Origin of the sequence: Wolbachia endosymbiont of Drosophila ananassae, from assembly GCF_008033215.1 — a bacterium.
Classification (GTDB): Bacteria; Pseudomonadota; Alphaproteobacteria; order Rickettsiales; family Anaplasmataceae; genus Wolbachia; species Wolbachia pipientis.
In genome coordinates this window covers 460,959-485,095 of the sequence record NZ_CP042904.1, presented here as the reverse complement: position 1 = coordinate 485,095, position 24,137 = coordinate 460,959, and the positions used below count along the sequence as shown (strand labels likewise).

Below are 24,137 nucleotides of genomic sequence, written 5' to 3'. Positions count from 1 at the left end.
CTTAAATCGTTTGATGTTACCATAAAATAGCTTGTGTCATCACATTAGTAACACAACCTTCCTTAATAAAAATTCAACCAATGCTTGTGATAATTATATTAGCTAGTATTAGCTAGAACTAAAGGCAGAGGGTTATTAGTGAGGGATATATGGGCACTAACGATACACAACAAGAACACATTTATAATGAGCGCATTCAAGAAATTTTTCCTTTATTTGATAAAATAAAAAAGGAAGACGACCCAATTTATAATGCTAGAGTTGATTTTAACACAGTAAAGTTTTTAACAAAACACGCCAACTGGAATTGGGACGAAGAAGAAAACAAAGATAAAGCATATGGAGTTATTCTTCAGAAATGCGACAAGACAAAGAAAGCTGGACAAGAGCTTGAAAGTGAAGTTAAAGAAAGGTTGAAAGAGTATGTTGATGATGTTGCAGGAGTTTCAATATACGGTAATCACGCAAGTATTACGCTGGGAGATAACAAAAAAGAGTTTAAAATTAGCGAATTTTTAAATAGTGATTTTTGTGAGAAGAATGAAATCTCGGGATTTTCAACATTGCATAGTGATGGAAAGAGCGGAATGCATGGTTTTGTTGCCGAGGAAGAAGGGAAAAAAATAAGACATTATGTCGTAACTGATGGTTCATATGAAATGACTTTAAAGTGGTATGCGGAGGGGAAAGAATGTAAGATCAAAATTAAGATTGATGCTAACGGTGTAGACCTTGTTAAAGGTGATGATTTTTCTCTAGAACGGTTAGAAGTAAACAGAGATGTAAAAATAGGTGGTTTATTCTTGCATGAAATAGAATTCAGGGAAAAAGGAAAAGTGAATGAGGTGCAACATAATAAAGACAGTAACGAGCTATCATCTGAAACTACAACAAGAATTGATGTTAATAGAGATGTTAGCGTTCAAGCTACTGATATAACTCGAAAAAAAGAAGATCACCATTCACATTTTGGACCACAATCTAACAGCAGAGGGCAGTCTTACGATAGCGGAATTGGAAAAGATTTTGACGATAAAATTAATTCTCAGGAGGCTAAAGAAAAGCGTGAGCTTAGACAAGCAGCACGAGAAGCAAATTCGGGAGGTCAAGTTTATAACCTACAATCGCTTTTTGAGGAGAATCCTCAGAACAAAAAAACTCCTCCGCCACTTCCACCTAGAACTAGTTCACTACCACCTAAAAAAGGTGTTTTCGATGAGCAAGGGGGAGCCAAATCTGGAAGCCAAAAACCAGATGACTTGCGCGAAAATGAGCAAACACCTAATAATCAGCAAAAAGGTGCAACTTCTGATTCTTCAGATAGTTCTACTTTCACCAAGTCTGTAAGCCACAATCAAGATAATAGGCAAGAAGATGAACGGTATGACAATCCTACATTTGGACATGCTGTACCTGGAAGCCAAAAACCAGATAGAAGTGAGCAAACACCTAATGATCAGCAACAACCTAAAACCCAGCAACAAGAAGGAAATAGCAAAGGCGATCTGTTACAAGACATCAGAAATTTCAAGAAAAACAACTTACGGCACATTGATGTTGATGATAGAAAAGCATCAATTGCAGGAAGTAGAAAAAATAACCCATCACCGTTAGAGACATTAAAGGACAGAATTCCTTATTCATCTTCTCCAGATAACAGTGATAACCAAGATGCTAGTGATGCTAAGTGGAAAGAAAGTGAACAGCCGCTCTCTGCTACAGCACTCAATAATAAAAGTGACTCGGGCTATTCATCTCCAACTCATGACAATAATGAACAATCTCAAGTAAATCCTGAACAGTTAAAGAAGAGCTTAGAGAACATTGAACAAAGTGATCAAACTCCACCTGAAAATCTTCTTAAAGAAATCAGAGATAGATCACAGCAGGATAATAGAGGATTAAGGCAAGTTGATCCTACTGATAAACTGTCACAAGATAAAGAAGATGGATTGCAAAAAGACGATTTAGCAGATGTAAAAATAGTGGAAGGTCCAACTGTTAGTGTCTCTGCTTCAACACCAAATAGTATAAGTGATTCAGGCTATATATCTCCAACTAATAGTGATAGTAAATCTCAAACAGATTTAAAACAGGTAGGAAGGAAATTAGAAGAACATATTAGACAAAGTAATCTAACTCTATTTGAAGAACTTAAAAATACATTAGGTCAAGAAAATCTCGGGTTAAAACCAGCTGATCAGAGTCAGATTAGCGAAGAAACTAAAAAACGCTTGAGAGAAGTTGGGTTGCTAAAAGACAGCTCAACAGACATAAAAGCAAACGATTCGGGCTATTCATCTCCAACTCATGACAATAATGAACAATCTCAAGTAAATCCTGAACAGTTAAAGAAGAGCTTAGAAAACATTGAACCAAAAGAAATCGGAGATACGAGTGAGTTAAAAGGAGCATTGGGAAACCCGGATAAAGGGTTAAGAGAACCGGCACAACAGGCTACTAAAGAAAATATTCCTAAAGATTCATTCTCAGAAAACATTTTAGAAAAGATAGGAGAAGGTAAACAATATGACCCTATACGTAAGTGGTTAGAAAAAACAGTGGCAGAACGAGAAAATAATGACACTAATCCAACTGTAGATCAAAATAGCGAACTATATAAATTACTAGAGAAAGATGAAGCACAACTGAAAGCTGGAGTAATAGAAGAAGAAAGAGGAGATACTTTAACAGAACACACTGATGGTTATGATCGCAATAGAATTGCATTAGCTAACAGAAATAAAAGACCACTAGATTGGGCTAAACAGGTTGCTGAGTCACAACAAAAAAAAGATACTAATAAAGGTATTTCAATATAAATTGAAGTTAAAATAATTGCTTAGCAAACAATAGGTTTCATGTAATGGTAACCCTATAACGGAAGAGTAGGAGCCGCGTAAGAACAATACGAACACTCCAGCTAGGCCTTGTATGTTGCATCCCCCCGCCCTATTTTTCCACTCTTCTGATGCTAAATAATACTTAATTTCTTGTTCACTGAGACGTTTAAATTTCACTATTGTAACCACAGTCCTGATATGTTGTTTAGATTGATCGGGAGTTAATAGACATACACTGGTGTATACTCTATGCCTTCTTCCTGATAACAAGCGGATACATTTTTCTGCTTGCTCAACGTTTTCAGCTTTGAGCAATATCCTTCTACCACAAGCAACAACTGTATCAACACCAAGCACAAAGTAATTTGGATTTGAGCTTTGTATTTTCTCCGCTTTACTTTTTGCCATACGGATTGAGTAATCCTTCGGAAGTTCCTTTTTTAAAGGGGCTTCATCTATATCTGCTGGCAAAATTAAACCTGGCTCAATGTTTATTTGTTTTAGTAAAGCTATACGCCTTTTCGATGATGAAGCAAGAATAAGATTATTTAGAGATCGTTCTGTCACTTGTACCTTTAAGCCTTCTAATGATCCTACCCTTTCTCGCATTCCTATCGTAAATGCTCATCTCAACTAACACCCTATCCCCTATAATGATGCGTATTTTACTTCTTCTCACTTTCCCTGATACATGACAGATAATCTCATGTTCATTGTCCAGTTTCACTCTAAATTCTGCTGCAGGTAGTAAAGCAGTTACTGCCCCTTCCACTTCAAAAATTGTTTTCGATTTCTCGTCTTTTATCATATGTTATATTATAATTTAATAATCTTTTTTAGTCTACTATAGATTTTAAATTATTATCAACACAAAAGACCTTTTGCGCCCCACTTAAGTTGCAACTTAACCCCAACCATCTTCACAATGATACCCTACCTACGTTTCTACTCTCTGCCACCTTCTCAATAGAACTTATAGGACTTATGTTGAAAGATAAATCATTATCACAATTTTCTTCATCGCTATCAAGTCCACTATCAACGCTTAAAGATCTGAGTAATGTTGTCTTCTCTCTCAGTGGAACATAAGACTCATTATCAACGCTTGAAGATTTGGATAACCTTTTCTTCTGTCGTGGAGCATTACCAGACTCATTAGAAATTTCTCCCGTTAATTGATTGTTGAAGCTCCTTTGTTCATCAGCACGAATTTTTTCTTCCAGTCCATCAAGCATTCCTACCAATTCATCACCCCATTCATTTTCTTCTTCTAATAATTGTTTACACTTTTCTTTCTCACGCTCTAGCTCGTTTCTTAACTCTTCGACTTTATCTTCATCTTTAGTGAGTTCAAGTGTAAGCACCTTATCTCCTGGAAATTCCTCGTACTCGTTTTCTAGTTCTTCAATGTTGAGTTTTAGTCTCTCTTCTCCAAGTGTATCTTGTAAATCGCTATCCTGCCTATCTGATTCTTTAATCTTTTGCTCAATTTCTACTTGTACCTTATATTCCTGATCTAATTCTCTTAGCTGATCTTTCAAGCGCTCTTTCTGCTGGCGTCGTTCAACCATTATCTGTTCCGCATCTTCTCGTGCTTGATTTAGCTCTTTTTCCAAATTCTTCTTTCCTGCATTAACAATTTTCAGCTCTTCCTTTAGCTTTCTTTTTTCTTCATATACACCTTTAAGTTCTTGTGCTTTCCCTTGTAGCTCTTTTAACACACCTGCTAATTCTTCATTTTTTTGTGCCAGTTCAGTTTGCAATTCCGTGTTTTTTTGCTCCTCTTTTTCAAACCTGTCTTGTAAATTGCTATTCTGCTTCTCTAACTTTACAATTGTTTGATTAGCTTCTGCTTGGGTTGTTTCTAGTTTCTCCTGTAGTCGCTGATTTTCTTGTATTAATTCATGGTGCTTTTTATTTATCACTTGCAACCCTGCTTCTATTTCTTGCTTCAATTCAACAGCTTCTTTTTTCAAATTTGACATTTCTTGCTTCAATTCAACGTTTTTTTCGGACAGCATCTGATTATTTAAAATCAATTCATCCATTTGTTGTGAAGCAAATTCTGTCTGAGTTCCAGTGTGCTGTAAATTGACTTCCGTTTTAGTTTCGATTTGTTGTGAAGCAACTTCTGTTTGAGTTTCAGTGTGTTGTAAATTGACTTCCGTTTGAGTTGATGCATTGCTATTAATAGAAGGAGGAAGGCTATTGTCAGCATCAACTTTAGGGTCTAATTCCCCCTCTGGTTCCTTGCGATAGGCCACTATAGATTCATTTTGAAAATTGTTATTAGCAGTAGGTACAACATCAGCAGCCTTACCTTTTTCTAGTACAGCATCATATAAGGAGAGACCTTGAATATATAATTCATCATTTTGCTTTATCAATTCTAAGATCTCATCCGATAGCACAAAATCTTCATCATTAAATTTTAGTACTTCAGTTATGCCATCGCTACTCACATTTATAATCATGGTACACATTTCGGATCCATCCTTTACAGGCCAAGTGCTTTTCATTTCATAATATGCGCCCTCTTTAAATTCATAATATCTTTCCTTACCTTTCCGATGAGCGTGTATTTCATGTTTTTTATTGCAATAGATATTCAGCTCTTTAATATCTTTCTCTTGCTGTAAAATGTCACTCATCCTGGTTGGCTCACTTCTATTGTAATTAATAGAGTTGATATTCAAAACTCTATAAGCGTTATCAGTTTCTGTGTAATAAGCTTGAAGCTCTACGCCTTTCCTTCCAAGATATTTACTTGCAGCTTTTTTTCCCTGCTCTGCCAACTTTATGCATTTATCTATATCTTTCTTAAAGCTCTTATTAGCAGACTCTGTTACTGCTTTATCTATGTACGTTTTTTTAAAATCTCTATCATTTATTAGGTCATAAAAACTCCACTCATCTCTATAAGCCTTCTGTATAGCAGTGAAGTCACTTTCTTCTTTCAAAAGCATTAAGAAGCTTACCTTGTCTTCTAGGTCTTTTAGTTTAAAGCCTGTTATTATCTTCTCTAATTGAGAAAATTTTTCAGCAGGATTATTTAAATTTTTTAACTCTTTGTATAATTTATTATTTTCTGCAATTGAGCGGCAGAACTTTATTATAGCAGAGTCCTTAGTGAAAGAATTGTCTTTTTCCATTTTATTGATACAGTCCTTGAGGGATGTAAAATGCGATTCAAGCCATGACGAATATAGATCGTATTCATAAGATGCCAACAAGCAATGTATTGCATTCCAAGCACATGATGCTACCCTTATAACTGATTCAACATCATAATTCTCTGACTGATTACTTGTTTTTCCTGCCTCTGCTGTTTTTTCTTCCTTAGCCAAACTTCCAGTCATAATACGCCTCCTTAACTATATTTATATTATACCAATTAACATATATTAAAAGAAATCAAACTGTATAACCTCGTCCTACACTAACTTTTATGATTACTTAATTGTGTAAAAATAACTGCAAGTGTTAAACTTGAGCTTTTATTTTTCATTATACATTTCTTACTACATGTTTATACTGCTGTCTTGCATAATAGACTATTCGAAGTTACACAAGTATTTTTTTTATTAGATAAGAGTTAGTAAGAGCCTGTTCATAATTTTTTCAGAAGTAAGGCAGTGAAAGCCAGAACGACCATTTGTAGGCTAGTATTGAGTTTTCGCTCACAATTTTTCCACAATCTTCTACATTTTTCTAACCAAGCAAAAGATCGCTCCACAACCCATCTTTTGGGCAATACAACAAAGGAACGTAATTCATTTCTTTTGATCACTTCAACGGTTGCACCAATAATCGTTTTTATTTGAGTTACAAAATTCTCTCCAGTATAGCCTGCATCAACCAGTACATTTTTAACTCCCGAGAGGTTTTCTTTTGCATTTTCGACCATTCTCACAGCACTGCTACGGTCAGTTATCTCTGCTGTTGTTGTATAAATTGCATGCTTGCGTATCTACTGCAATACGGCCCTGAAATCTTCTTGCCTGCATCATAGCTTCAGCAGTATCTGCATTTTTTATACTCTGTGCATCAATTATGCAGAAGCTTTTCCGACCATTGTTTTGTCGCAATTATTTTTTTTTAATACCAGCTCCAGAACACTTTCTTTATTTACATCTGGTTTTTCACTCCACTTCTTAAAATAGTCGTAACAATTGCGCCATTTTGGGAACTCTTTTGATACCATTCTCCACTGGCAACCACTTTTTAACACGTATAACACTCCACAAAATATATCATGTAAATCAAGTGTTCTTGGTTTTGTCTTCTTTCTGCAAGATTCCAGATCTGCTACAATAATCTCAAACTTTTCTCGACTTATGTCACTTGGTTATAAACTTCGCATATCCTACTTTATATACTTTATCCTCTCACTTTATCTCTTTTTTGAGATTACGTACAGGCTCTAAGATACAAAGACGTTTTCAGAAATCTTTAAGCTTAATAACATCCTCTCTCTTTGGACTAGTTGAGATTAGATGAATTGGTACACCTATTAATTTTTCTAACCCTTCTATATATTTTATTAAATTGATAGGCAATGTTTCAATCGACCTTTTACCTTGAGTGTTTTCTTTCCAGCCAGGAAACTCTTCATATATTGGCTCTAATTCCCCTTGTATTGAATGCGATGCGGGTAAATAATCATACATTTTTCCGCTATACTTGTAACCAGTGCATATTTTAATTGTATCAAAAGAATTAAGCACATCTAATTTGGTTAATACAATGCTTGAAACTCCAGAGAGTTGTACGGCCTGGCGCACTAAAACTGCATCGAACCATCCGCAACGCCTTCTTCTATTGCTCACTGTTCCAAGTTCCTTACCTATAGTAAACAAGCTATCTCCTACTTCATTTTTCTGCTCAGTAGGAAATGGGCCATTGCCCACTCTTGTTGTATAAGCTTTTACCACACCAATAATGTAAGCATTGGAGGATAACCCTGAGCCTGTTATTGCTTGCGATGCTACAGTATTACTTGAAGTAACAAAAGGGTAAGTTCCGTGGTCGATATCTAAAAATGCGCCTTGGGCACCTTCAAATATTATTTTCTTACCTTCTTTCATCAAGTCATTTAATATCTTCCACACAGGTTTTTTATATGAAAGAATTTTTTCTGAAATCTCTTGAATTTCCTTTAATATTTCTTCTTTTTTAACTACCTGGTAGTTAAGGCCTTTCCTGATAGCATTGTGGTAATTCAAAAGAGTATCCAATCTTTTATTGAGCTCATCTGCGTTTTCTAAGTCACAAAGGCGTATAGCTCTCCTCCCAACTTTATCTTCATAACATGGTCCTATCCCTTTATTTGTTGTACCAATTTTGTGATTTCCATTTAAATCTTCAAATAGCTTTTCCTTGTCCTTATGTACGCTAAGTATTAATGGACAGCTCTCAGATACCATCAAGTTGTTATAGTTTACGTCTACTCCTTTAACTTTCAATGACTCTATTTCTGAGATTAGAGCGTGTGAATCAAGAGCAACGCCATTTCCTATGATAGATATTTTGCCTGGCCTCAAAACAGCAGAGGGCAGTAAATTTAATTTATAAACCTCATCATCTACTACTATAGTGTGCCCTGCATTATTTCCTCCCTGAAATCTCACAACTACATCTGCATTCTCAGAAAGATAATCTACTATTTTACCCTTGCCTTCGTCACCCCATTGCAGACCAACAATTACAATATTATTCATCATTATTTTCTAGATTAATACATAAATATTAATGCAGTACGCTACAAATGGAAAGAGAAATCTACGCCTTTCCTACACCTCTTAAATAAAGAGTTTCCAAGCCAGATAAAACATTTTTCCTATAGAATTGCAAGAATGGTTTCCCTACGTAATACCGCGATTCATTCGCGGTATCTCAGCATAGATTCCGCTAACGAGTAGCGGAATGACGAATTTGTTGTTTTTCAAATTGTAGATAAACCCAAGCCACTTTAGCTATAGAATTGCAAGACTATCTAATACCGCACACTAATTTCTCTCTTTATCTTATATAAATTAATTAAGTAAAGCGAATACAGTATCCACACTACTAAAAAAAATGTGGCACAAAACATAAACATTACAATGAGTGGCAACAGCAAAGAACCTTCTATTGCTACTCCACCTCTTCTCAAAATGCTTGCAGGCTGATGAAGAGTAGACCATAAATTCACAGAAAATTTTACTATGGGAATATTTATAGCACTAAAAATGGCAAATACTGCTGCTGATTTTTCTGCCCTCGCTTCATTATCAAAAGCGCTCCACAATGAAAGGTAGCCAACATATAGGAAAAATAAAATCAGCATTGAAGTAAGCCTTGCATCCCATACCCACCAAGTGCCCCAGGTTCCTTTTCCCCAGATGCTGCCTGTGATTAAACATATTGCCGAAAAGACTGTCCCTGCAGGAGCAGCAGCATGTGCCAAGACACTAGCAATGCTATTGTTCCACACCAATGAAATGAAACTGAGTGATGCAATTAATCCATATATTCCAAGAGCAAGCCATGCAGAAGGCACATGAAGATACATAATTCGTACAATTTCTCCTTGTTTATAATCTTCTGGGGAGAAGAATAACGCCAAAGACATTCCAATTAAAAAACATGCGAAACAAATCACCCCAAGCCAAGGTAGAGCTTTCTTAGAAAAATAAGAGAAATTTGTAGGCTTTAATAAAAACATTCATTTTGAGAATAATTGTGTTAAGAATTTACCAATTAGTTTGAGTTTTATCAACAGGATAGTTTTTCTATATTTACGTAGGTCAACAAATTAGCATAATTTCAGTAGCAGATTGCTAGCTATTATTTTTAGTATATGACCCTTAAAAAGCTTAATCTACACTTAGTATCAGATTCAAGTGGTGAAACTGTTATATCAGTTGCAAAATCAGCTCTGAAACACTTTCGTTCTGTAGAAACGATCGAATATGTTTGGTCTTTTGTAAAAGGAGAAGAGCAGATTGACAAAATTCTGGAGGAAATTAATAGGAAAAGTGATGAGCATAATTTTGTTATATGCACTATTACTGATGATGAGCTAAGAAAATATCTAAAAGATAACTGTATAAAGTTGAAAATTCCCTATAGAGCAATATTATCACATATTATTAGAGAAATTTCGTCTTATCTTGAAATTGAAAAAGACGAAAAGCTTGACTTGCATACTGAGATAAATAACGAATATTTTCAGCGCATTGAGGCAATAAACTACACTATTAATCATGATGATGGACAAAATATTCAAGATATTGATAAAGCAGATATAATTTTGGTTGGAGTTTCACGTACATCAAAATCTCCCACCAGTACGTATTTAGCTTACCGAGGCTATAAGGTTGCAAATATTCCTTTTGTTAGTGGGGTACCCTTTTATGTCGACTTGGCAAAATTAAAAAATAAACTGACAATAGGGGTAACAATAGACGTAAGTAGGCTAATAGAAATACGCAAAAATAGACTTACTTCAATTAACAACGAAGATAATAATATATATGCTAACCCTGAGAAAGTAGAAAAGGAAATTAAAGAAGCAGAGGAGCTCTTTAAACAGAATAACTGGCCAATTATCGATGTCACGCAAAAGTCGATCGAAGAAGTATCAGCAACAATTATACAATATTTTAATAAAATGTTATCAATTGACTAACTCTTGATAAGTGATTATAATGTAAAGTAATTTAATTCTTACTATAGATATGAAAGTCAAAGGGTCGCTAAAATCTCATCGTAACAGAGATAAAAATTGTAAAGTTGTGAAAAGGGGTGGTAAGATTTACATTATAAATAAGGTAAAGCCAAGGTGTAAAGCGCGTCAAGGTTCTTAGCTTTTTGTTCACCTTTTCATGTTATATATTTTTTATATGTGAAAGTACGGTGCTTATATCTAAAAAGAAGCAAAAGTTACTGTGTTTAAGCGCAGCCTTACTCATTTCTTCCCTTACATTATATTTCAGCATTAGCACAATTACAGGTAAACGTGGCTTATTGACGTTAATCGATTTAAAAAAAGAAATCGAGTACAATAAACTTTTGCTAAAGGATGTCTCTTCTGAAAAGGAAAAGTTGGACAACAAAGTATTTGGCTTATATGAAAAAAGCTTAGATTTAGATCTGCTTGATGAGCAAGCAAAAAATGCTTTAGGTTATGTGAACCCTAATGAACTTATGGTTGTTCTTGACGTGGAATAGCAGTAGTGACCTTACCCAGAAAAAGTGGAGAGAAAGAAAAGAGTTTTTTCGGGTAAAATAAAATTTTGGAGGATTAGAAATGGTAAGAGAATATACGGCAGAATTCAAATTGGAAGCTGTTAAGCTGGCAAATGAACAAAGAAAGGCAGGTCAAACAATTACAAAAATAGCAAGAGATTTAGGAATAAAGGGTGGTTTATTAGGAAAATGGATAAAGAAACACAACGAAAAAAAGTCGGCAGCAGATGCATTTCCAGGTAGAGGTAACATGGCTCCTTACGACAAAGAGAGGTTTGATTTACAAAGCAAGAGTAACAAGGGAAAGAGACATTTAAAAAAAAGCCCTGGCCAGTCAAAAAGAGTAAAATATTTTTTTATATAGTAACTGCTATAAAGTACAGGAATTATGTAGGATTTTCTGCTAGTGGCTACTATAAGTGGACCACAAGAAAAATAAGCAGTAGAGAATCAGCAAATAAAGAGCTACTCGAAGCTATTCAAAAAATATATCAAGTTTCTAAATGTAGATATGGAGCTCCTAAAATTCATGCTGAATTGAAGGCTTTGGGTAAAAGTTGCAATTTGAAAACGGTGCAAAGTATTATGCAGAAAAATGACATCAGGGCTATACTGAGAAGAAAGTTTAAAATTAAAAAACAACAAACAGATAATAGAGCTGTAGCTCCCAATATACTAGATCAAAACTTTATTGTTGATCAACCAAATAAAGTATGGGATTACTTACATCAAAACCAAGGAGGGATGGCTATATTTGGCAGCAATAATTCTCACGTATGGTAGTTAATGAGTAGTGCAATAAATAAACAATTGGTTATGAACTCTTTATTAATGGCCATTAATAGGCGTAAACCTGTTAAAAATCTACTGCTGCACAGTGACCAAGGTTCACAATATACTGCGCAAGGGTATCAATATCTCTTAGCTGTAAAGAATATAGATGAGTAATAAAGGCTGTTGTTACGACAATTCTGTTGCAGAAAGCTTCTTTAGCTCATTGAAAAGAGAAATACTTATTGATACTTCACAACACTCTGCTCAACACACTAGAACTGCAATATTTGAATACATAGAAATTTTTTATAACAAACAACGTCACTATTAACTATTGCATTCCAGAACAATTTGATGCATCATTCTTTTTGTAAAAAACATTCCACACTTTCTCTCCACTTTTTCTGGGTAAGGTCAAAGGATCTTATGTCTTAAACCTTATCACCAGGCTTAACAAATAGGTGGCCCAATACTATTAACTTTATGGATTTACCTTCGTTATTTGCTACTATCCAAACCCCATCGCTCTCATGATCAACAATTTCTATTGGTGCAAATACTACATAATTATTGTCATCAACAATCTTTATTCCAAGAGCACCCTCGTCACTTAAGCTCAGGGCTGAAGAAGGAACTTTATATGCAAATCTTTCGCCTGAAGGTAGCCTTACGTTGGCAGTTAGTCCCTGCAAGGATATCATTTTATTATTAGTTACCTTTACTTCTACCCTATAAGACCCAGTTTTAGGCTCAGCAATTTTACTAATAAAACTTACTTCACCTGCCAATTCTTTTCCGTCCAGCAAATTAATTTGAGCTGTGCTGCCTAGCTCTATTTTATTTACTTCATTTTCCGAAACGTATAACACTACAAGAATTTGATCGAAATTAACCACGTCAGCTATTTTTTGCCCAGCATTAACAAAATCCCCTTCGTTTGCATTGATTTTATCAATATAACCATCTATAGGAGATGTGACTGCAGTATTTTCTAAATCCAATTCTAGCCTTTTTAGGTCAGCTTTTGCACTTTGTAACGCAGTAAAAGCTGCTTCTACTTGTATTTGTGCCCCATAGCCTTTTTTATTCAGTTTGTGAGAGGAATCATACTCAATTTCACGCTGCTTTAATAAAGCTTTGGCTTTCTGAGCTTGCTCAATCCTGTCATAATCTTCTATCTTTAACACTACATCATCTCTTTTTACCTTTTCACCATCAGGTAAATAAATAGCAATAATCTTACCACTTATTTTTGAGACAAGGCTAGCTCTATGTAAGGGATTTACTGTACCAGAAAAATTTAAATATATAGTGCGGTTTTGCGGCGCACATTCTTGAGTTTTTACTGAAAAGCTACTAGTTGCATTATCGCTATGAACCGCCTGATCTTTTTTTAAAAATGCACTGCTGATAAAAAACAGTAGAATAAAAGCAATACTGGAAATGATGATTACTTTGTTTCTCACCTTTAAACAATAGAATTTGTTGACCAATCTTGTTAGAAACAACTGCATAAATTTTCGAATCAGAAATGTAAGTATAATACATGTACCATTGTCACTCCATAAATAGTTTTATATGAGAACAAACACAAGATTTTCCTACAATAAGTAAGTTTTTTATTGCTAAAATGCAATTTTTAATCGAATAAAAATGTAAAATTGCAAACAAAGTTGTGCATAAGACTGGATTTAAAAAAATCTTGAAAAACATACTAAAACTTTTAAATAATAACTTTATATCTAGTGGCTTTGCCTTCTCCAAGACGCTGTAAGTATTTCATCCCTAGCAGTTTCTTTGTAATTGCCTCTACTGTTCTTGGAGGAAATCCTAGAGCTTCTATAGCATCTTTTCTACTAAATTCTTTATCTGCAAGGCTAAGTGCCCATTCCCAGAAGAACAATTGTTTTCTTGATAATAAATATTCAGTATTCTCCCTCTCAAGAATATAATGCGCCTCATTTGCTTGCGTTTTGAGTACATTAAGAAAAAATATTAACCACGGGGAAATATCTTCTTTGCCACTTTTCCAGCTACTTTGTGTTTTATTAAGCGCTAAATAGTAATCAAGTTTGTTAGTTTCAATTATCTTTTCATGTGATACAATAGATACAAAATCATAACCCTGCTGCAACAACATTAAATTAGTCATCAATCTACTAGTTCTGCCATTCCCATCTTGAAAAGGGTGTATTGCCAGATACTCAAAAACAAAGTTAGCAACAATAATAAGAGGATGCTTAAATTTATTATTTAAGGACCAGTGATACCAATCAATAAGCTCTTGTACTTCCTTTCTAACAAGGTAAGGTGGTGTGGGATCAAAAATTATACCAACAACTTTTCCATTCTGATCTTTTGCCTCAACTCTATTAGAACTTGCTTTGTATTTTCCTCTATGATACAAATCTTTTTCACTATAAAGTAGCATCTGGTTGTTAATGTGCAATATTGATGACTCACTAATTGGAATATCCGTATAATCATGAAATATTAGTGTAAGCATTTCTAAGTAGCCAGCAATTTCTTGCTCATCTCTATTTTTAAATTTTTTGACACGTAGGTTTTTATATAGATCCTCAACTTCTTTATCGGTTAGACGATTTCCTTCAATACGGTTAGAAGCGCCAGAAGATGTAACAATAACTGAATGAGTTAATCTTTCAATTGTTTGTGGTAGTAGTTTTTTCGTTATCTGCCAGCTATTTTTAACACTATCAACTGCAGTAATTAACTCGTACACTTGTTCAATTACAGGCCCTTCTAGGTTGAGACGTGTACTAAGACGAAAATTCTTCCAGTTCATATTCTTCTCACATGCATATTATGTGAGATAATGTGAGATAATGTGATAAAAGTCAATAGTAAGCTTTATATGCATAGCAGAGCTAACTACAAAAATTATACATTTTCAAGTGATCCTAACCATATCAAAAACTACAGGGCAAAGCTGTTGGAGGAAGGCTTAATTAGTTAAAAATTTCAATCTTATGTAAAATATTGTCTTATTTTGTAATTTTCTTGTTGACTAACGAGACGATATTTACTTTTCAATAAACTCCATTTGCATTTCTTGTATACTACTTTCTATTTGCTCTATTTGTTCTATTAACCTTTCTTCTAAGTCAAGATTACCGCTCAGCCTCGCTTCGGTTCTTTCTTTTCGTAATGCATTTAATTCTTTTAGTAACACTATATTATTCCACACAATTTCTGCAGATTTTCTCTCGTTCAGTTGGCTATTTAGTACACTAGTTTTTTCAAATACATACTTTATAACGTTAAACTGTTTCAATTCTTGTAACAAAGCCTCTTTATCGAGTTTGTTTTTGTTACTTATTACATCAATTATACGCTGTTGTAATCTTTTCATCTCATTAGTAAATTCAAAATGAGAAAATTGCTCAAAAAATATAGGACGGTTCAAGATTTCAGGAAATTCTACGGCTATACGCAAAATTACGGCCTGATTTTGCTCTGCTTCAATTAGCTCTGGAGATTTGTTATGAAGATACTCACCTTTTGTTGCTCTAGTTTTACTATTAAAAATCTGTTTTTTGAAGCTACTTCTTAGTTCACTAGCCTTATTGTAAAAATAATCTCTGTAATACCTTCTAATACTGCTGTTGCTAATAGTATTTACATATTCCATGAACTTGTGCTCAAGAATTGAATATTTTTCCGGAGCAAGTTTTTCATAATTTTGCAAATTGCTATCGATTATGTGATGCCATAAATATTCAGAATGAAGTTTTGTTGAGTGATCAAGCGCAGTCAATACGTCTTCTTTCTTGTATTCCAGTTCGTTACATATATCGTATGGATCTTTATTACTCGGCAAAGTCACAAACTTTAACGTGTATCCAGGCTCTAATATTGGCAGAGCAAGTTCTGCAACTCGAGTAGCAGCATGACGTCCAGCACTATCGCCATCCATACAGATGGAGATTTCTTTAGCAAATCTCCATAGATTTTTTATCTGTTCTGCAGAAATTGCGGTACCAAGCGGAGCAACTGCATTACTAATTCCCGCTTGATGTAGCGCTATAGTGTCCATATATCCTTCAACAACGAGTATGTGCTGTTTTTTACGTATTTCGCTTAAAGCAAAGTTTAATCCGTATAAATTCTCCCTCTTCTTAAAGAGCTGACTCTCTGGACTGTTTAAATATTTCGGCTGTTGCTCAGAACTTAGCACACGTCCGCCAAAACCAATAACTCTCCCTGCAATGCTCTGTATAGGAAATATCAGCCGGTCATAAAAATAATCACGAAAATTTTTGTTTACTAATCCAATATCAATCAAAATTCTGTCTTCAATACCTGAAGAGTTTAAATACTCTTTCAAACCAGAGCTTGGTGCATAACCTATCTTAAATTTATCTATGATTTTAGGTGAAATCTTACGCTGCTTTAAATAATCTACAACACCTTGATTTTTTTGTGCAAACCAATTTGCAGCTAAATCAAGCGCTAAAAATAGTTTATTGTCCTCTTTTGTAATACTAAGATTTTTGGGCAGTTCAACACCTGTAACCGATGCTAATTTTTCCAATGCTTCTTTAAAGCTTAATCCTTCAGTTTGTGAAATAAATTCAAATGCATCACCACTAGCCAAGCAACCAAAACAGTAATATAACCCCTTAGTATTGCTCACCGAAAAAGATGGGGTTTTTTCGTTATGAAATGGACAGAGCCCAACAAAACTATCTCCTCTTTTTATTAATCTGACTTTTTTACCTACTATGTCGGATAATAATAATTTTGATTTTATAATATCTATATGATCCATCTTGTTAAATTAGTAGTAGGATAAAAATTATATAGAATTTATACACATCTGACTCGAAATTTATTTCTATAACTAAAGCAATTTAGATTTACCGACAATGTAGCTATACAAATTCAAGAGCAATCCTGTCATCCAGGTAGCCCACAGAAACAAAAAACTTCCTTGACAAACCTCGCCAGCGCCCTTATCATGAAACTGAAGCTATTTATTTATCTTCTCTGTACAGATTAAATGACAAAAAAACTCAACGTATCTGGCGTCTCATGTTTAATTTTTTGCACTATGTGCACCTTATGTCTTTATCAAATTTCCGGGTTTTGACCTACACAAGCTGAAATACGCTTATAAAGCATTTAAAACATTAAAAAACGCCAACTTAAAAAATGGATAGTGAATAACTAGCTACCCTAGGGTTTCTTTTGCCTTTTTTTCTGTTTAGTAAATTTCTTAACGTTTATAATTTAGATTAGTTGTGGCTTAAAAGCAGCTAAATCGCGGTTATTAAGTGTTTAGAATAAAAAAACGCCATACTTGAAAGTATAATGTAAGTAATTAGCCAACCACGGGGCTTCTTTTGCCTTTTTTTTCGTTTGGTAAATTTCTTAATATTTATACAGAAGGTGTCATTCCAGTGCTTGACACTGGAATCCAGTTCTTATTATACAGCTATCTGGTGTACTTATTTAAAATTAAGTTTTCTGGATCTCAGTGCCAAAGCACTGGGATGACACCCTTCCTGGCGGAGATTATTCTCAAATCACAATGTTCGTACAGTTGTGGAATGAATTGCGGTATGACGTAGGAAAACCTTAGCTATAGCTTTAGAACTCCCAAAAGGTCAGAAGCATTGAATGACTTGACAGAAAGTTCAAACCCATATAAAATGTCCTTATTTCTTATATGTTAGGTATAGTATCAATTGCCTCAGATCATTCTGGTTATGAATTAAAATCAGAAATAAAACCTTACCTGGAAGCCCTAGGTTACAGAGTGGTAGATCAAGGCTGCACTGCTCAGCAAAAGTGCGTGGATTATCCAGACTATGCTGTTAAAGTTGTAGAAGATATAACAAGCAAAAAAGCAAATTATGGGATATTAATTTGTGGTACAGGTTTGGGCATGAGTACTGTGGCAAATCGTTTTGAAGGAATCTACGCTGCTTTATGTAACAGTGTTGAGATCGCAAAATTAGCTCGCGAGCATGGCAACGCAAATGTACTGTGTCTTGGTGCAGGGTTTACTGCGAGTGGATTAGCAAAAGACATAGTCAAACAATTCCTCGAAACAGAATTTTCAAAAGAAAGCAGACATAAAAAACGCCTTGATAAACTCAGCAATATAACCTCTAAGAAAAAAAAAACAAAAACTTATAACGAAGATGAAATATCAAAATTCGCTAAAATGGCAGGCCAGTGGTGGGATGAGAACGGCAAATTCAAACCATTGCACATAATGAATCCTGTTAGAGTATCTTACATTATTGAGAAAATAAAAGAGTTAAAAAAATGCAATTTGAAAGAATTATCATTGCTTGATGTTGGATGCGGTGGTGGCATTTTGTCAGAGTCAATGGCACGCGTTGGCATTAACGTTGTGGGAATAGATGTATGTGAAGAAAACATAAAAGTAGCGCATTCACATGCAAAAAAAGTAGGGTTAAATATAGAATATATACACACCAGCATTGAAGAGCTAAGCAATGACAAGAAGTACGACGTGGTTCTGTTGATGGAAGTAGTTGAACATGTGGATAATTTAGAGCTTTTCATGAAAAAAGCGATAGAACTGCTAAAACCGAATGGGCTGATATTTATATCCACAATAAATAGAACTATCAAATCCTTCTGCCTTGCAATAATTGGTGCAGAGTACATATTAAATTGGCTGCCAAAAGGTACACATAACTGGAATAAATTTCTCAAGCCGTCAGAAATTGCAAATCACTTAAGAGAAAATAATGTAACGCTGCAAAACATGGCTGGTATGGAGTACAACGTAATAAAGCGTGAGTGGAATCTAACTAAAGGAGTAGATGTTAATTATATACTTTGTGGTTTGTTAGATTTAACTCTATAAAAGCACCATTTTCACTTCCAATACTTTGAAGGATCTTGGCCAGCTTTTATACAGTAGCCTTTATTAGTTAGCGCCCAACCGGAACGACAAGCATAACCTGTACCTACACGTTCATATCCAGGAGCAGCAACACACTTTCCATTCTCCAAGGTTTGACTTTAAAAAGACAACAAACTTCTTTTTCTGTTACCTTTGTTACAATTTGAGGAGCACCAAAAAACACAGCAACAAACATACCCAGTGCGAAAAGTGCAGGCCAAGGCATTCTGCCAAATATTGCAAGTAAGCTTGAACCAATTATTACCACTGTAATCATTGGTCCACCTATTCCATGAACGTAACCTATTACATTACACATTACATCTGTTGCTCCATCAGCGTGTGCATCAAATGCATAGAAAACTATAAATAGAATTACAAGAAAATTTCTCATTGTTCTTTCAATAATCATGCCTGATTGTTTCTTATTTTAATAAAATTTCAGTAAATAGCTTTTTTCAAAAATTATGCTTAACCCAATCAATATTTATTTATTACTGCCTTTTTAATACTATAATTAACTCAGTTGATTTTTATCAAAATGCTAAACCATGGAACAATTCGAGAACTTTTACATCACCACGCCAGTATATTACGTAAACGATAAGCCGCATATTGGTCATGCATACACTTCTCTCTTGTGTGACGTGGTGGCAAGGTTCATGAAACTAGCTGGGAAAAATGTCAAATTTACCACCGGTACAGATGAACATGGACAAAAAATAGAAAAAGCAGCTAAAGCAAAGGAAATGCAGCCAAAAGAATTTACAGATGATGTGAGCGTTTCATTTAAAGAATTGGCTAAGTTCATGAATTTTGAGTATGACGATTTTATTCGCACTACGGAGGAACGTCACAAAAAAGCAGTTATAGCTTTATGGAATAGACTTGAAGAGAGAGGGCAAATATATTTGGATTCCTATTCGGGTTGGTATTCAGTTCGTGATGAAGCATTTTATCAGGAATCAGAGCTGATAGATGGCAAAGCACCAACAGGCGCAGAAGTTCAGTGGATAAAAGAAGAGAGCTACTTTTTTCGCTTGTCAAACTGGCAAGACAAATTACTGGAACTCTATAAAAATCAGCCAAGTTTTATCTTTCCTGAGAGCAGAAGAAATGAAGTGATATCGTTTGTAAGATCAGGGCTCATTGACCTCTCAATCTCTCGCACTAGTTTTAACTGGGGAATAAAAGTACCAGGTAATGACAAACACGTAATCTATGTCTGGATAGATGCATTAACCAATTATCTTACATCAATAGGTTTCCCTAGTACTGAAGGTGAGGAATATAAGAGGTTTTGGGCAGAACCAGAAACACAGATTCCAGTGTCAAGCACTGGAATGACACCAAACCAAGGGAAAACGCAGATTCCAGTGTCAAGCACTGGAATGACGCCGAACCTAGCTGACAACTCTTTCAACGTTCATGTAATCGGTAAAGACATATTGCGCTTTCATGCTGTATATTGGCCAGCGATTCTCCTTGCAGCAGACCTGCCACTGCCAAAACAAATTGCAGTTCATGGTTGGTGGTTGAACGAGGGAGAGAAAATATCCAAGTCCCTTGGTAATGTCATAGATCCAATTGGCCTCGCTCAAGAGTTTGGTGTTGATCAGCTACGCTATTTTCTCCTCAGGGAAGCAAGCTTCGGCCAAGATGGCAACTTTAGTAAGAAAAATATGATCAGCCGGATAAATTCAGAACTGGCAAACAACATAGGCAATTTAGTGCAAAGAACAATTTCATTTTTACACAAGCAATGTTCTGGAATTGTACCAACAATCGATCAAATCCTACTTAAAGGTGAAGAAAGTCTTCCAGGTTGCAAAGCTATACTCGATCAAGTGATGAATCACCTATCAAAGTATGAATTTAACCATATCATACTTCTAATCATCAACATCTCTTCTGAAGCAAATGCCTACATAGACAAAAGTGCACCCTGGACACTAAGCAAAACTGACAGAGAGCGCGTGAATTTAGTAATTTACAAGTTACTGGAATATATCAGGATAATAGGCATTTTATTGCAGCCAATCGTTCCCAAGTCAGCAGAGATGATACTAAATCAACTGCAAATTCCGAAAGAACAACGAGATTTAAAATCTCTGTGCAACGCATGCGTAAGCTTAGGCATTACGCTGCCTAAACCTACGCCGGTTTTTTTGAGGGTTGATGCTAAAGAGGAGAAATAGTGTAAAAACTATTTCTCCTGGATGGGATTATCTTTAGTTAACAACGGTGCGCACCGCTGTCTACATATTCAAGTTAGGTGGCAAGTGCCTTAGTTACTTTAGCACAATATGGTTTAGTAACATCAGCACCTATCACTACTACTTCAGTAATTGCCGACTTAACCTTTCCTAGGCTCCATGCAAACCGGCCTTGACCATTTTCTTCTTTAGTTGGCTGACTTTCTGGGCTAGAAATCTCAGTACCTTTTTCATCACCAGATTCTGCATCATAAAATACATCCTGATCCTCAGAAAGACTCATTAAATAACTTTTAGCAGCATCAACATTTAAATGATCAGGTTGCTTAGGAACGTTATCAATATTCATCTGATTTTCCTGGCTAGGAGTCTCAGTTTTTAAATTTTCTTGTGTAGCCACATTCTTTTTTTCATCAGTTTGCTCTCTTAAAAATTGCCTTACCATCTTCTGTTTTTCTCTGAACAAAAAATCAAATAATATTGGAGAAAGCTCTAGCTTTGCCCCCTCTGGAATAACAATACCATTACCTTGAGATTCACTTGAAAGTTGACTAGCACCACTTGCTTGATCTGCCTTATTACCAAACATCAAGTTTTTAACACTATTCCAGTATGGTGAAAATTTTTCTGAGACCCATGAAAATTCTATTTTAGTTGATGGCATAGTATCATAAACATTTTTTAATTTATTTCCAACACTACTAATTGTCCCTTTTGCTGACTCAATTGATGTATCACAAGTGTTTTTCAAGCTGCTTCCAAAGCTATTAAGTGCACTTTTTACTGGTTCAAATGACGTACCATAAACATCTTTTAAGCCATCTTTAACAATACGAGTTACACGACCACTAATAAATGCTTCTTTTGTAGAAGTAAATGCTTTTTCAGATGCTGTTTTGATATCCTTTGCAAACTCAGCTGATGGCATAGTATCATAAATATTTTTTAATTTATTTCCAACACTATTAAATTTCCCTTTTGCTTGTGAAATAATGGCTTGCTCTTGAGTTTATACTTCGAAATCTCTCTTAGTAAGCTGCTGGTTTACGCTACCAATTTCTACCGCATCACCTGGCTGAGAAGCATTAATCCTTCTGGTTGCAGCCAACTCATTTTTCATTCTAAAAATCTCCCGATCTTTCTCAGAAATAGTTTTATCTTTATCTTCTATCTCTTTTGCTTGATTAGCCAGTTGAGTATTTTTTTCGGATATTTCTTTTACTTTCTCAGAAATTATTTTACCTTTAGCTTCTACTTTACTTTTTTCATCAGAAAGCTGAGCTTCCTTCTCAGAAATAGTTTTGTTCTTACTAACTGCTGCATACGAAAGTGCAATAGCTACAGCAGAAAATACAGCACCACCAATAATAAATGGAAGGCCAACACTTAATGCTGCAACTGGAGCTAAGAAACCAATATAAGGAGCTGCAGCAAACACTCCAGATGCTAATAAAGTGAAAGTAGCCAGAGTTCCAGCTATATAATAGGGTACATTGTTTTTATTCATCATCTCACGTATTATAAAATATAATACCATTATAAAAGGATTTTTAAGAAGTTGTCAAGCTATCTTTACATAAAAAAAATAATCAATGAACTTGGGAACAAGAAGATTGCTGCCAAGCTATGAACTATGCCTTTCCGTGTAATCTTTGAATGCACCTCTGTTAGAGTCAAAATATAGCTTCACACTGCCAATTGGTCCATTTCTCTGCTTTGCAATAATGAGCTCTGCAATGTTTCTAATTTTTTCCATTTTCTCTTGCCATTCCCGATGTTTATTGTTTCCTTCATTTGGCTGTTTTCTTAGTTCATAATACTCTTCTCTATAGAGAAACATTACTATATCTGCGTCTTGCTCTATGCTCCCTGAATCACGTAAATCAGAAAGTTGTGGTTTTTTATCATCCCTCTGCTCAACAGAACGAGAGAGCTGAGATAGTGCAACAATGGGAATATTTAGCTCCTTTGCAATTGCTTTCAAACCCTGCGTCACTTCCGAGATTTCTTGCACTCTATTTTCATTACTCCTTTTTGTTGTTCCTCTGATTAGCTGCAAATAATCAATGAATACCACTTCTACATTATATAATTGATACAGCAAGCGTATTCTGGTGCGAAGGGCACTAATTGATAGCGCAGGGGTGTCATCTATGATGAAAGGCAGTTCAGATAATTCTGTACTAGTATTGATAAATTCATGCAATTCAAAATCACTAATTCTCCCGGTTAATGCCTTATAATAACTAATCCCTGAATCTATAGTGATCAGCCTTGCAGTTAATTGCTCTGCTGACATTTCAAGCGAGAAAAACGCTACATAGTGTTGCTTATCTGCTCTTTTTTGCAACATCTTACAAGCATTAAGTGCGATGTTTAGCGCCAATGCTGTTTTACCCATAGAAGGCCTTGCAGCTAAAATTAATAAATCAGATTTTTGTAGACCACCAAGAAGCTGATTTAGATCTTGAAGTCCGGTTGTAACGCCTAGCGCTTCTGGATTATTTTTCAGTGTGCTGATCTTCTCAACTACATCTTTAATTGAACTTGCAAGTTTTATATATGTTTTCTCACCTTGTTTTTTTACTGCCAAATTGAACAATTTTGTCATTGCTTGTTCAATTTGCGCCTGTGCAGGATTTTCAATATCGTAGTTGTAGCTATCACCAACTATTTCTTGCCCGAGCTTGATTAAACATCTCCTTAAGTAAGTATCACGGATTATTCTAGTCAAACTATAAATATCAAGTGCAATACTTGCCTTTGCTGCAAGCTTTGCTAAGTACTCTACCCCACCACATTCGGTAAACGCTTGGTCGTTCTCAAAAAACATTTTGAGGCTCAGTTCATTGGCAACTATGCCATGTTTTCTGGTTTTAGATATTTGCGTAAAAATACTTTGATGCAGTGGATCATAGAAATTTTCTGCTGTAATTGTGTCTTCAACCGCATCACAGATTCTATTATCACGAATCATTGCACCAATAAGCATCTGTTCAGCTTCTAAATTATGCGGTAATTTACATATTTCTTTGTCTACACCTCTTGAATCAAGGAGATCAGCTAATTTATTCATTCTGCATTTAAGAGTAACTATCGATTATTGTAGAATATTTAGTTTTGATTTGAAAGACATATAAAATTTGACTAATTCCGTGTTGCCTA

At 35.0% G+C, this 24,137-nt stretch carries 18 protein-coding genes and 3 pseudogenes; 7 read left to right on the top strand and 14 right to left on the bottom strand.

The genetic code is table 11. The features are described from left to right. Nucleotides 1-149 precede the first annotated feature (149 nt). Nucleotides 150-2,822, top strand: a complete 2,673-nt coding sequence (locus EA652_RS02360) for a hypothetical protein (RefSeq protein WP_012673163.1) — start codon at nt 150-152, stop codon at nt 2,820-2,822. On the opposite strand, the gene EA652_RS02355 is transcribed toward EA652_RS02360, so the two are convergent. The 6 genes and pseudogenes from EA652_RS02355 to ccmC all read right to left on the bottom strand — a co-directional run bounded on the left by EA652_RS02355 (nt 2,814) and on the right by ccmC (nt 9,549). Continuing rightward, nucleotides 2,814-3,410: a Maf family nucleotide pyrophosphatase gene (locus EA652_RS02355; protein ID WP_007550161.1), complete on the bottom strand. Its 597-nt coding sequence runs from the start codon at nt 3,408-3,410 to the stop codon at nt 2,814-2,816. The genes EA652_RS02360 and EA652_RS02355 overlap by 9 nt on opposite strands. Then, the gene (infA, locus tag EA652_RS02350; protein ID WP_007550159.1) at nt 3,388-3,651 is read right to left on the bottom strand and encodes a translation initiation factor IF-1; all 264 of its coding nucleotides are present in this window, start codon (nt 3,649-3,651) and stop codon (nt 3,388-3,390) included. Before infA ends, EA652_RS02355 begins: the two co-directional genes overlap by 23 nt. Nucleotides 3,652-3,763: 112 nt before the next feature. Continuing rightward, entirely contained in the window at nt 3,764-6,202 is a 2,439-nt protein-coding gene (locus EA652_RS02345) for a coiled-coil domain-containing protein (RefSeq protein WP_012673162.1), read from the bottom strand. 251 nt (nt 6,203-6,453) lie between these two features. Continuing rightward, nucleotides 6,454-7,182: pseudogene (locus EA652_RS02340) on the bottom strand (IS5 family transposase). A gap of 103 nt (nt 7,183-7,285) precedes the next feature. Continuing rightward, a complete protein-coding gene (locus EA652_RS02335) occupies nt 7,286-8,563 on the bottom strand; it encodes an adenylosuccinate synthase (protein WP_006280265.1) in 1,278 nt (425 codons plus the stop codon). Nucleotides 8,564-8,838: 275 nt separating this feature from the next. Beyond that, complete coding sequence (ccmC, locus tag EA652_RS02330; protein WP_012673161.1) at nt 8,839-9,549, bottom strand: heme ABC transporter permease CcmC; 711 nt, start codon at nt 9,547-9,549, stop codon at nt 8,839-8,841. A gap of 135 nt (nt 9,550-9,684) precedes the next feature. Between ccmC and EA652_RS02325 the strand changes: the two genes are divergently transcribed. From EA652_RS02325 to EA652_RS07625, 4 genes and pseudogenes are all read left to right on the top strand, one after another. Beyond that, nucleotides 9,685-10,515: a pyruvate, water dikinase regulatory protein gene (locus tag EA652_RS02325; RefSeq protein ID WP_006280267.1), complete on the top strand. Its 831-nt coding sequence runs from the start codon at nt 9,685-9,687 to the stop codon at nt 10,513-10,515. Between the two features lie 49 nt (nt 10,516-10,564). Continuing rightward, nucleotides 10,565-10,693, top strand: coding sequence for a type B 50S ribosomal protein L36 (ykgO, locus tag EA652_RS02320; protein ID WP_006279631.1), 129 nt, complete (start codon nt 10,565-10,567; stop codon nt 10,691-10,693). Nucleotides 10,694-10,742: 49 nt separating this feature from the next. Then, nucleotides 10,743-11,057, top strand: a complete 315-nt coding sequence (locus tag EA652_RS02315; protein ID WP_010962526.1) for an FtsB family cell division protein — start codon at nt 10,743-10,745, stop codon at nt 11,055-11,057. 79 nt (nt 11,058-11,136) lie between these two features. Next, nucleotides 11,137-12,223: pseudogene (locus EA652_RS07625) on the top strand (IS3 family transposase). Nucleotides 12,224-12,280: 57 nt separating this feature from the next. Here the strand turns inward: EA652_RS07625 and EA652_RS02295 are convergent. From EA652_RS02295 to EA652_RS07525, 4 genes and pseudogenes are all read right to left on the bottom strand, one after another. Then, on the bottom strand, nt 12,281-13,363 hold the full coding sequence (locus tag EA652_RS02295; RefSeq protein WP_012673160.1) for an efflux RND transporter periplasmic adaptor subunit: 1,083 nt from the start codon (nt 13,361-13,363) through the stop codon (nt 12,281-12,283). Between the two features lie 209 nt (nt 13,364-13,572). Next, a complete protein-coding gene (locus tag EA652_RS02290; protein WP_006280480.1) occupies nt 13,573-14,655 on the bottom strand; it encodes a Fic family protein in 1,083 nt (360 codons plus the stop codon). Nucleotides 14,656-14,892: 237 nt separating this feature from the next. Beyond that, complete coding sequence (gene dnaG / locus EA652_RS02285; RefSeq protein ID WP_044471234.1) at nt 14,893-16,641, bottom strand: DNA primase; 1,749 nt, start codon at nt 16,639-16,641, stop codon at nt 14,893-14,895. A 615-nt stretch (nt 16,642-17,256) separates the two neighbouring features. Next, nucleotides 17,257-17,346 (bottom strand): annotated as a pseudogene (locus tag EA652_RS07525) (WPE palindromic element domain-containing protein); the annotation flags it as partial. Nucleotides 17,347-17,541: 195 nt separating this feature from the next. Here EA652_RS07525 and ubiG point away from each other — a divergent pair. Next, the gene (gene ubiG, locus EA652_RS02275; protein WP_006280332.1) at nt 17,542-18,717 is read left to right on the top strand and encodes a bifunctional 2-polyprenyl-6-hydroxyphenol methylase/3-demethylubiquinol 3-O-methyltransferase UbiG; all 1,176 of its coding nucleotides are present in this window, start codon (nt 17,542-17,544) and stop codon (nt 18,715-18,717) included. A gap of 103 nt (nt 18,718-18,820) precedes the next feature. Here the strand turns inward: ubiG and EA652_RS02270 are convergent, their stop codons facing one another. Further along, the gene (locus EA652_RS02270; protein WP_238514257.1) at nt 18,821-19,150 is read right to left on the bottom strand and encodes a TrbC/VirB2 family protein; all 330 of its coding nucleotides are present in this window, start codon (nt 19,148-19,150) and stop codon (nt 18,821-18,823) included. 157 nt (nt 19,151-19,307) lie between these two features. On the opposite strand from EA652_RS02270, the gene metG reads away from it, so the two are divergent. Then, complete coding sequence (gene metG, locus EA652_RS02265; protein ID WP_007548974.1) at nt 19,308-20,954, top strand: methionine--tRNA ligase; 1,647 nt, start codon at nt 19,308-19,310, stop codon at nt 20,952-20,954. A gap of 73 nt (nt 20,955-21,027) precedes the next feature. Here metG and EA652_RS02260 read toward each other — a convergent pair whose 3' ends face one another. The 3 genes from EA652_RS02260 to EA652_RS02250 all read right to left on the bottom strand — a co-directional run bounded on the left by EA652_RS02260 (nt 21,028) and on the right by EA652_RS02250 (nt 24,048). After that, nucleotides 21,028-21,900 carry a hypothetical protein gene (locus tag EA652_RS02260; RefSeq protein WP_007548973.1) on the bottom strand — a complete coding sequence of 291 codons (873 nt, stop codon included), beginning with the start codon at nt 21,898-21,900 and terminating at the stop codon, nt 21,028-21,030. An 81-nt stretch (nt 21,901-21,981) separates the two neighbouring features. Then, nucleotides 21,982-22,509, bottom strand: a complete 528-nt coding sequence (locus EA652_RS02255) for a hypothetical protein (protein WP_007548972.1) — start codon at nt 22,507-22,509, stop codon at nt 21,982-21,984. Nucleotides 22,510-22,596: 87 nt separating this feature from the next. Beyond that, nucleotides 22,597-24,048 (bottom strand): replicative DNA helicase, encoded by a 1,452-nt coding sequence (locus tag EA652_RS02250; protein ID WP_012673158.1) that lies wholly within the window; start codon nt 24,046-24,048, stop codon nt 22,597-22,599. Between the last annotated feature and the right edge of the window lie 89 nt (nt 24,049-24,137).

Bases quoted from the DNA above. Each gene is read 5' to 3' on its own strand.
- EA652_RS02360 (WP_012673163.1), top strand. From the start codon at position 150: ATGGGCACTAACGATACACAACAAGAACACATTTATAATGAGCGCATT.
- infA (WP_007550159.1), bottom strand. From the start codon at position 3,651: ATGATAAAAGACGAGAAATCGAAAACAATTTTTGAAGTGGAAGGGGCA.
- EA652_RS02345 (WP_012673162.1), bottom strand. From the start codon at position 6,202: ATGACTGGAAGTTTGGCTAAGGAAGAAAAAACAGCAGAGGCAGGAAAA.
- EA652_RS02335 (WP_006280265.1), bottom strand. From the start codon at position 8,563: ATGAATAATATTGTAATTGTTGGTCTGCAATGGGGTGACGAAGGCAAG.
- ccmC (WP_012673161.1), bottom strand. From the start codon at position 9,549: ATGTTTTTATTAAAGCCTACAAATTTCTCTTATTTTTCTAAGAAAGCT.
- EA652_RS02325 (WP_006280267.1), top strand. From the start codon at position 9,685: ATGACCCTTAAAAAGCTTAATCTACACTTAGTATCAGATTCAAGTGGT.
- ykgO (WP_006279631.1), top strand. From the start codon at position 10,565: ATGAAAGTCAAAGGGTCGCTAAAATCTCATCGTAACAGAGATAAAAAT.
- EA652_RS02295 (WP_012673160.1), bottom strand. From the start codon at position 13,363: ATGCAGTTGTTTCTAACAAGATTGGTCAACAAATTCTATTGTTTAAAG.
- EA652_RS02290 (WP_006280480.1), bottom strand. From the start codon at position 14,655: ATGAACTGGAAGAATTTTCGTCTTAGTACACGTCTCAACCTAGAAGGG.
- dnaG (WP_044471234.1), bottom strand. From the start codon at position 16,641: ATGGATCATATAGATATTATAAAATCAAAATTATTATTATCCGACATA.
- ubiG (WP_006280332.1), top strand. From the start codon at position 17,542: ATGTTAGGTATAGTATCAATTGCCTCAGATCATTCTGGTTATGAATTA.
- EA652_RS02270 (WP_238514257.1), bottom strand. From the start codon at position 19,150: ATGAGAAATTTTCTTGTAATTCTATTTATAGTTTTCTATGCATTTGAT.
- metG (WP_007548974.1), top strand. From the start codon at position 19,308: ATGGAACAATTCGAGAACTTTTACATCACCACGCCAGTATATTACGTA.
- EA652_RS02260 (WP_007548973.1), bottom strand. From the start codon at position 21,900: ATGCCATCAGCTGAGTTTGCAAAGGATATCAAAACAGCATCTGAAAAA.
- EA652_RS02255 (WP_007548972.1), bottom strand. From the start codon at position 22,509: ATGGTATTATATTTTATAATACGTGAGATGATGAATAAAAACAATGTA.
- EA652_RS02250 (WP_012673158.1), bottom strand. From the start codon at position 24,048: ATGAATAAATTAGCTGATCTCCTTGATTCAAGAGGTGTAGACAAAGAA.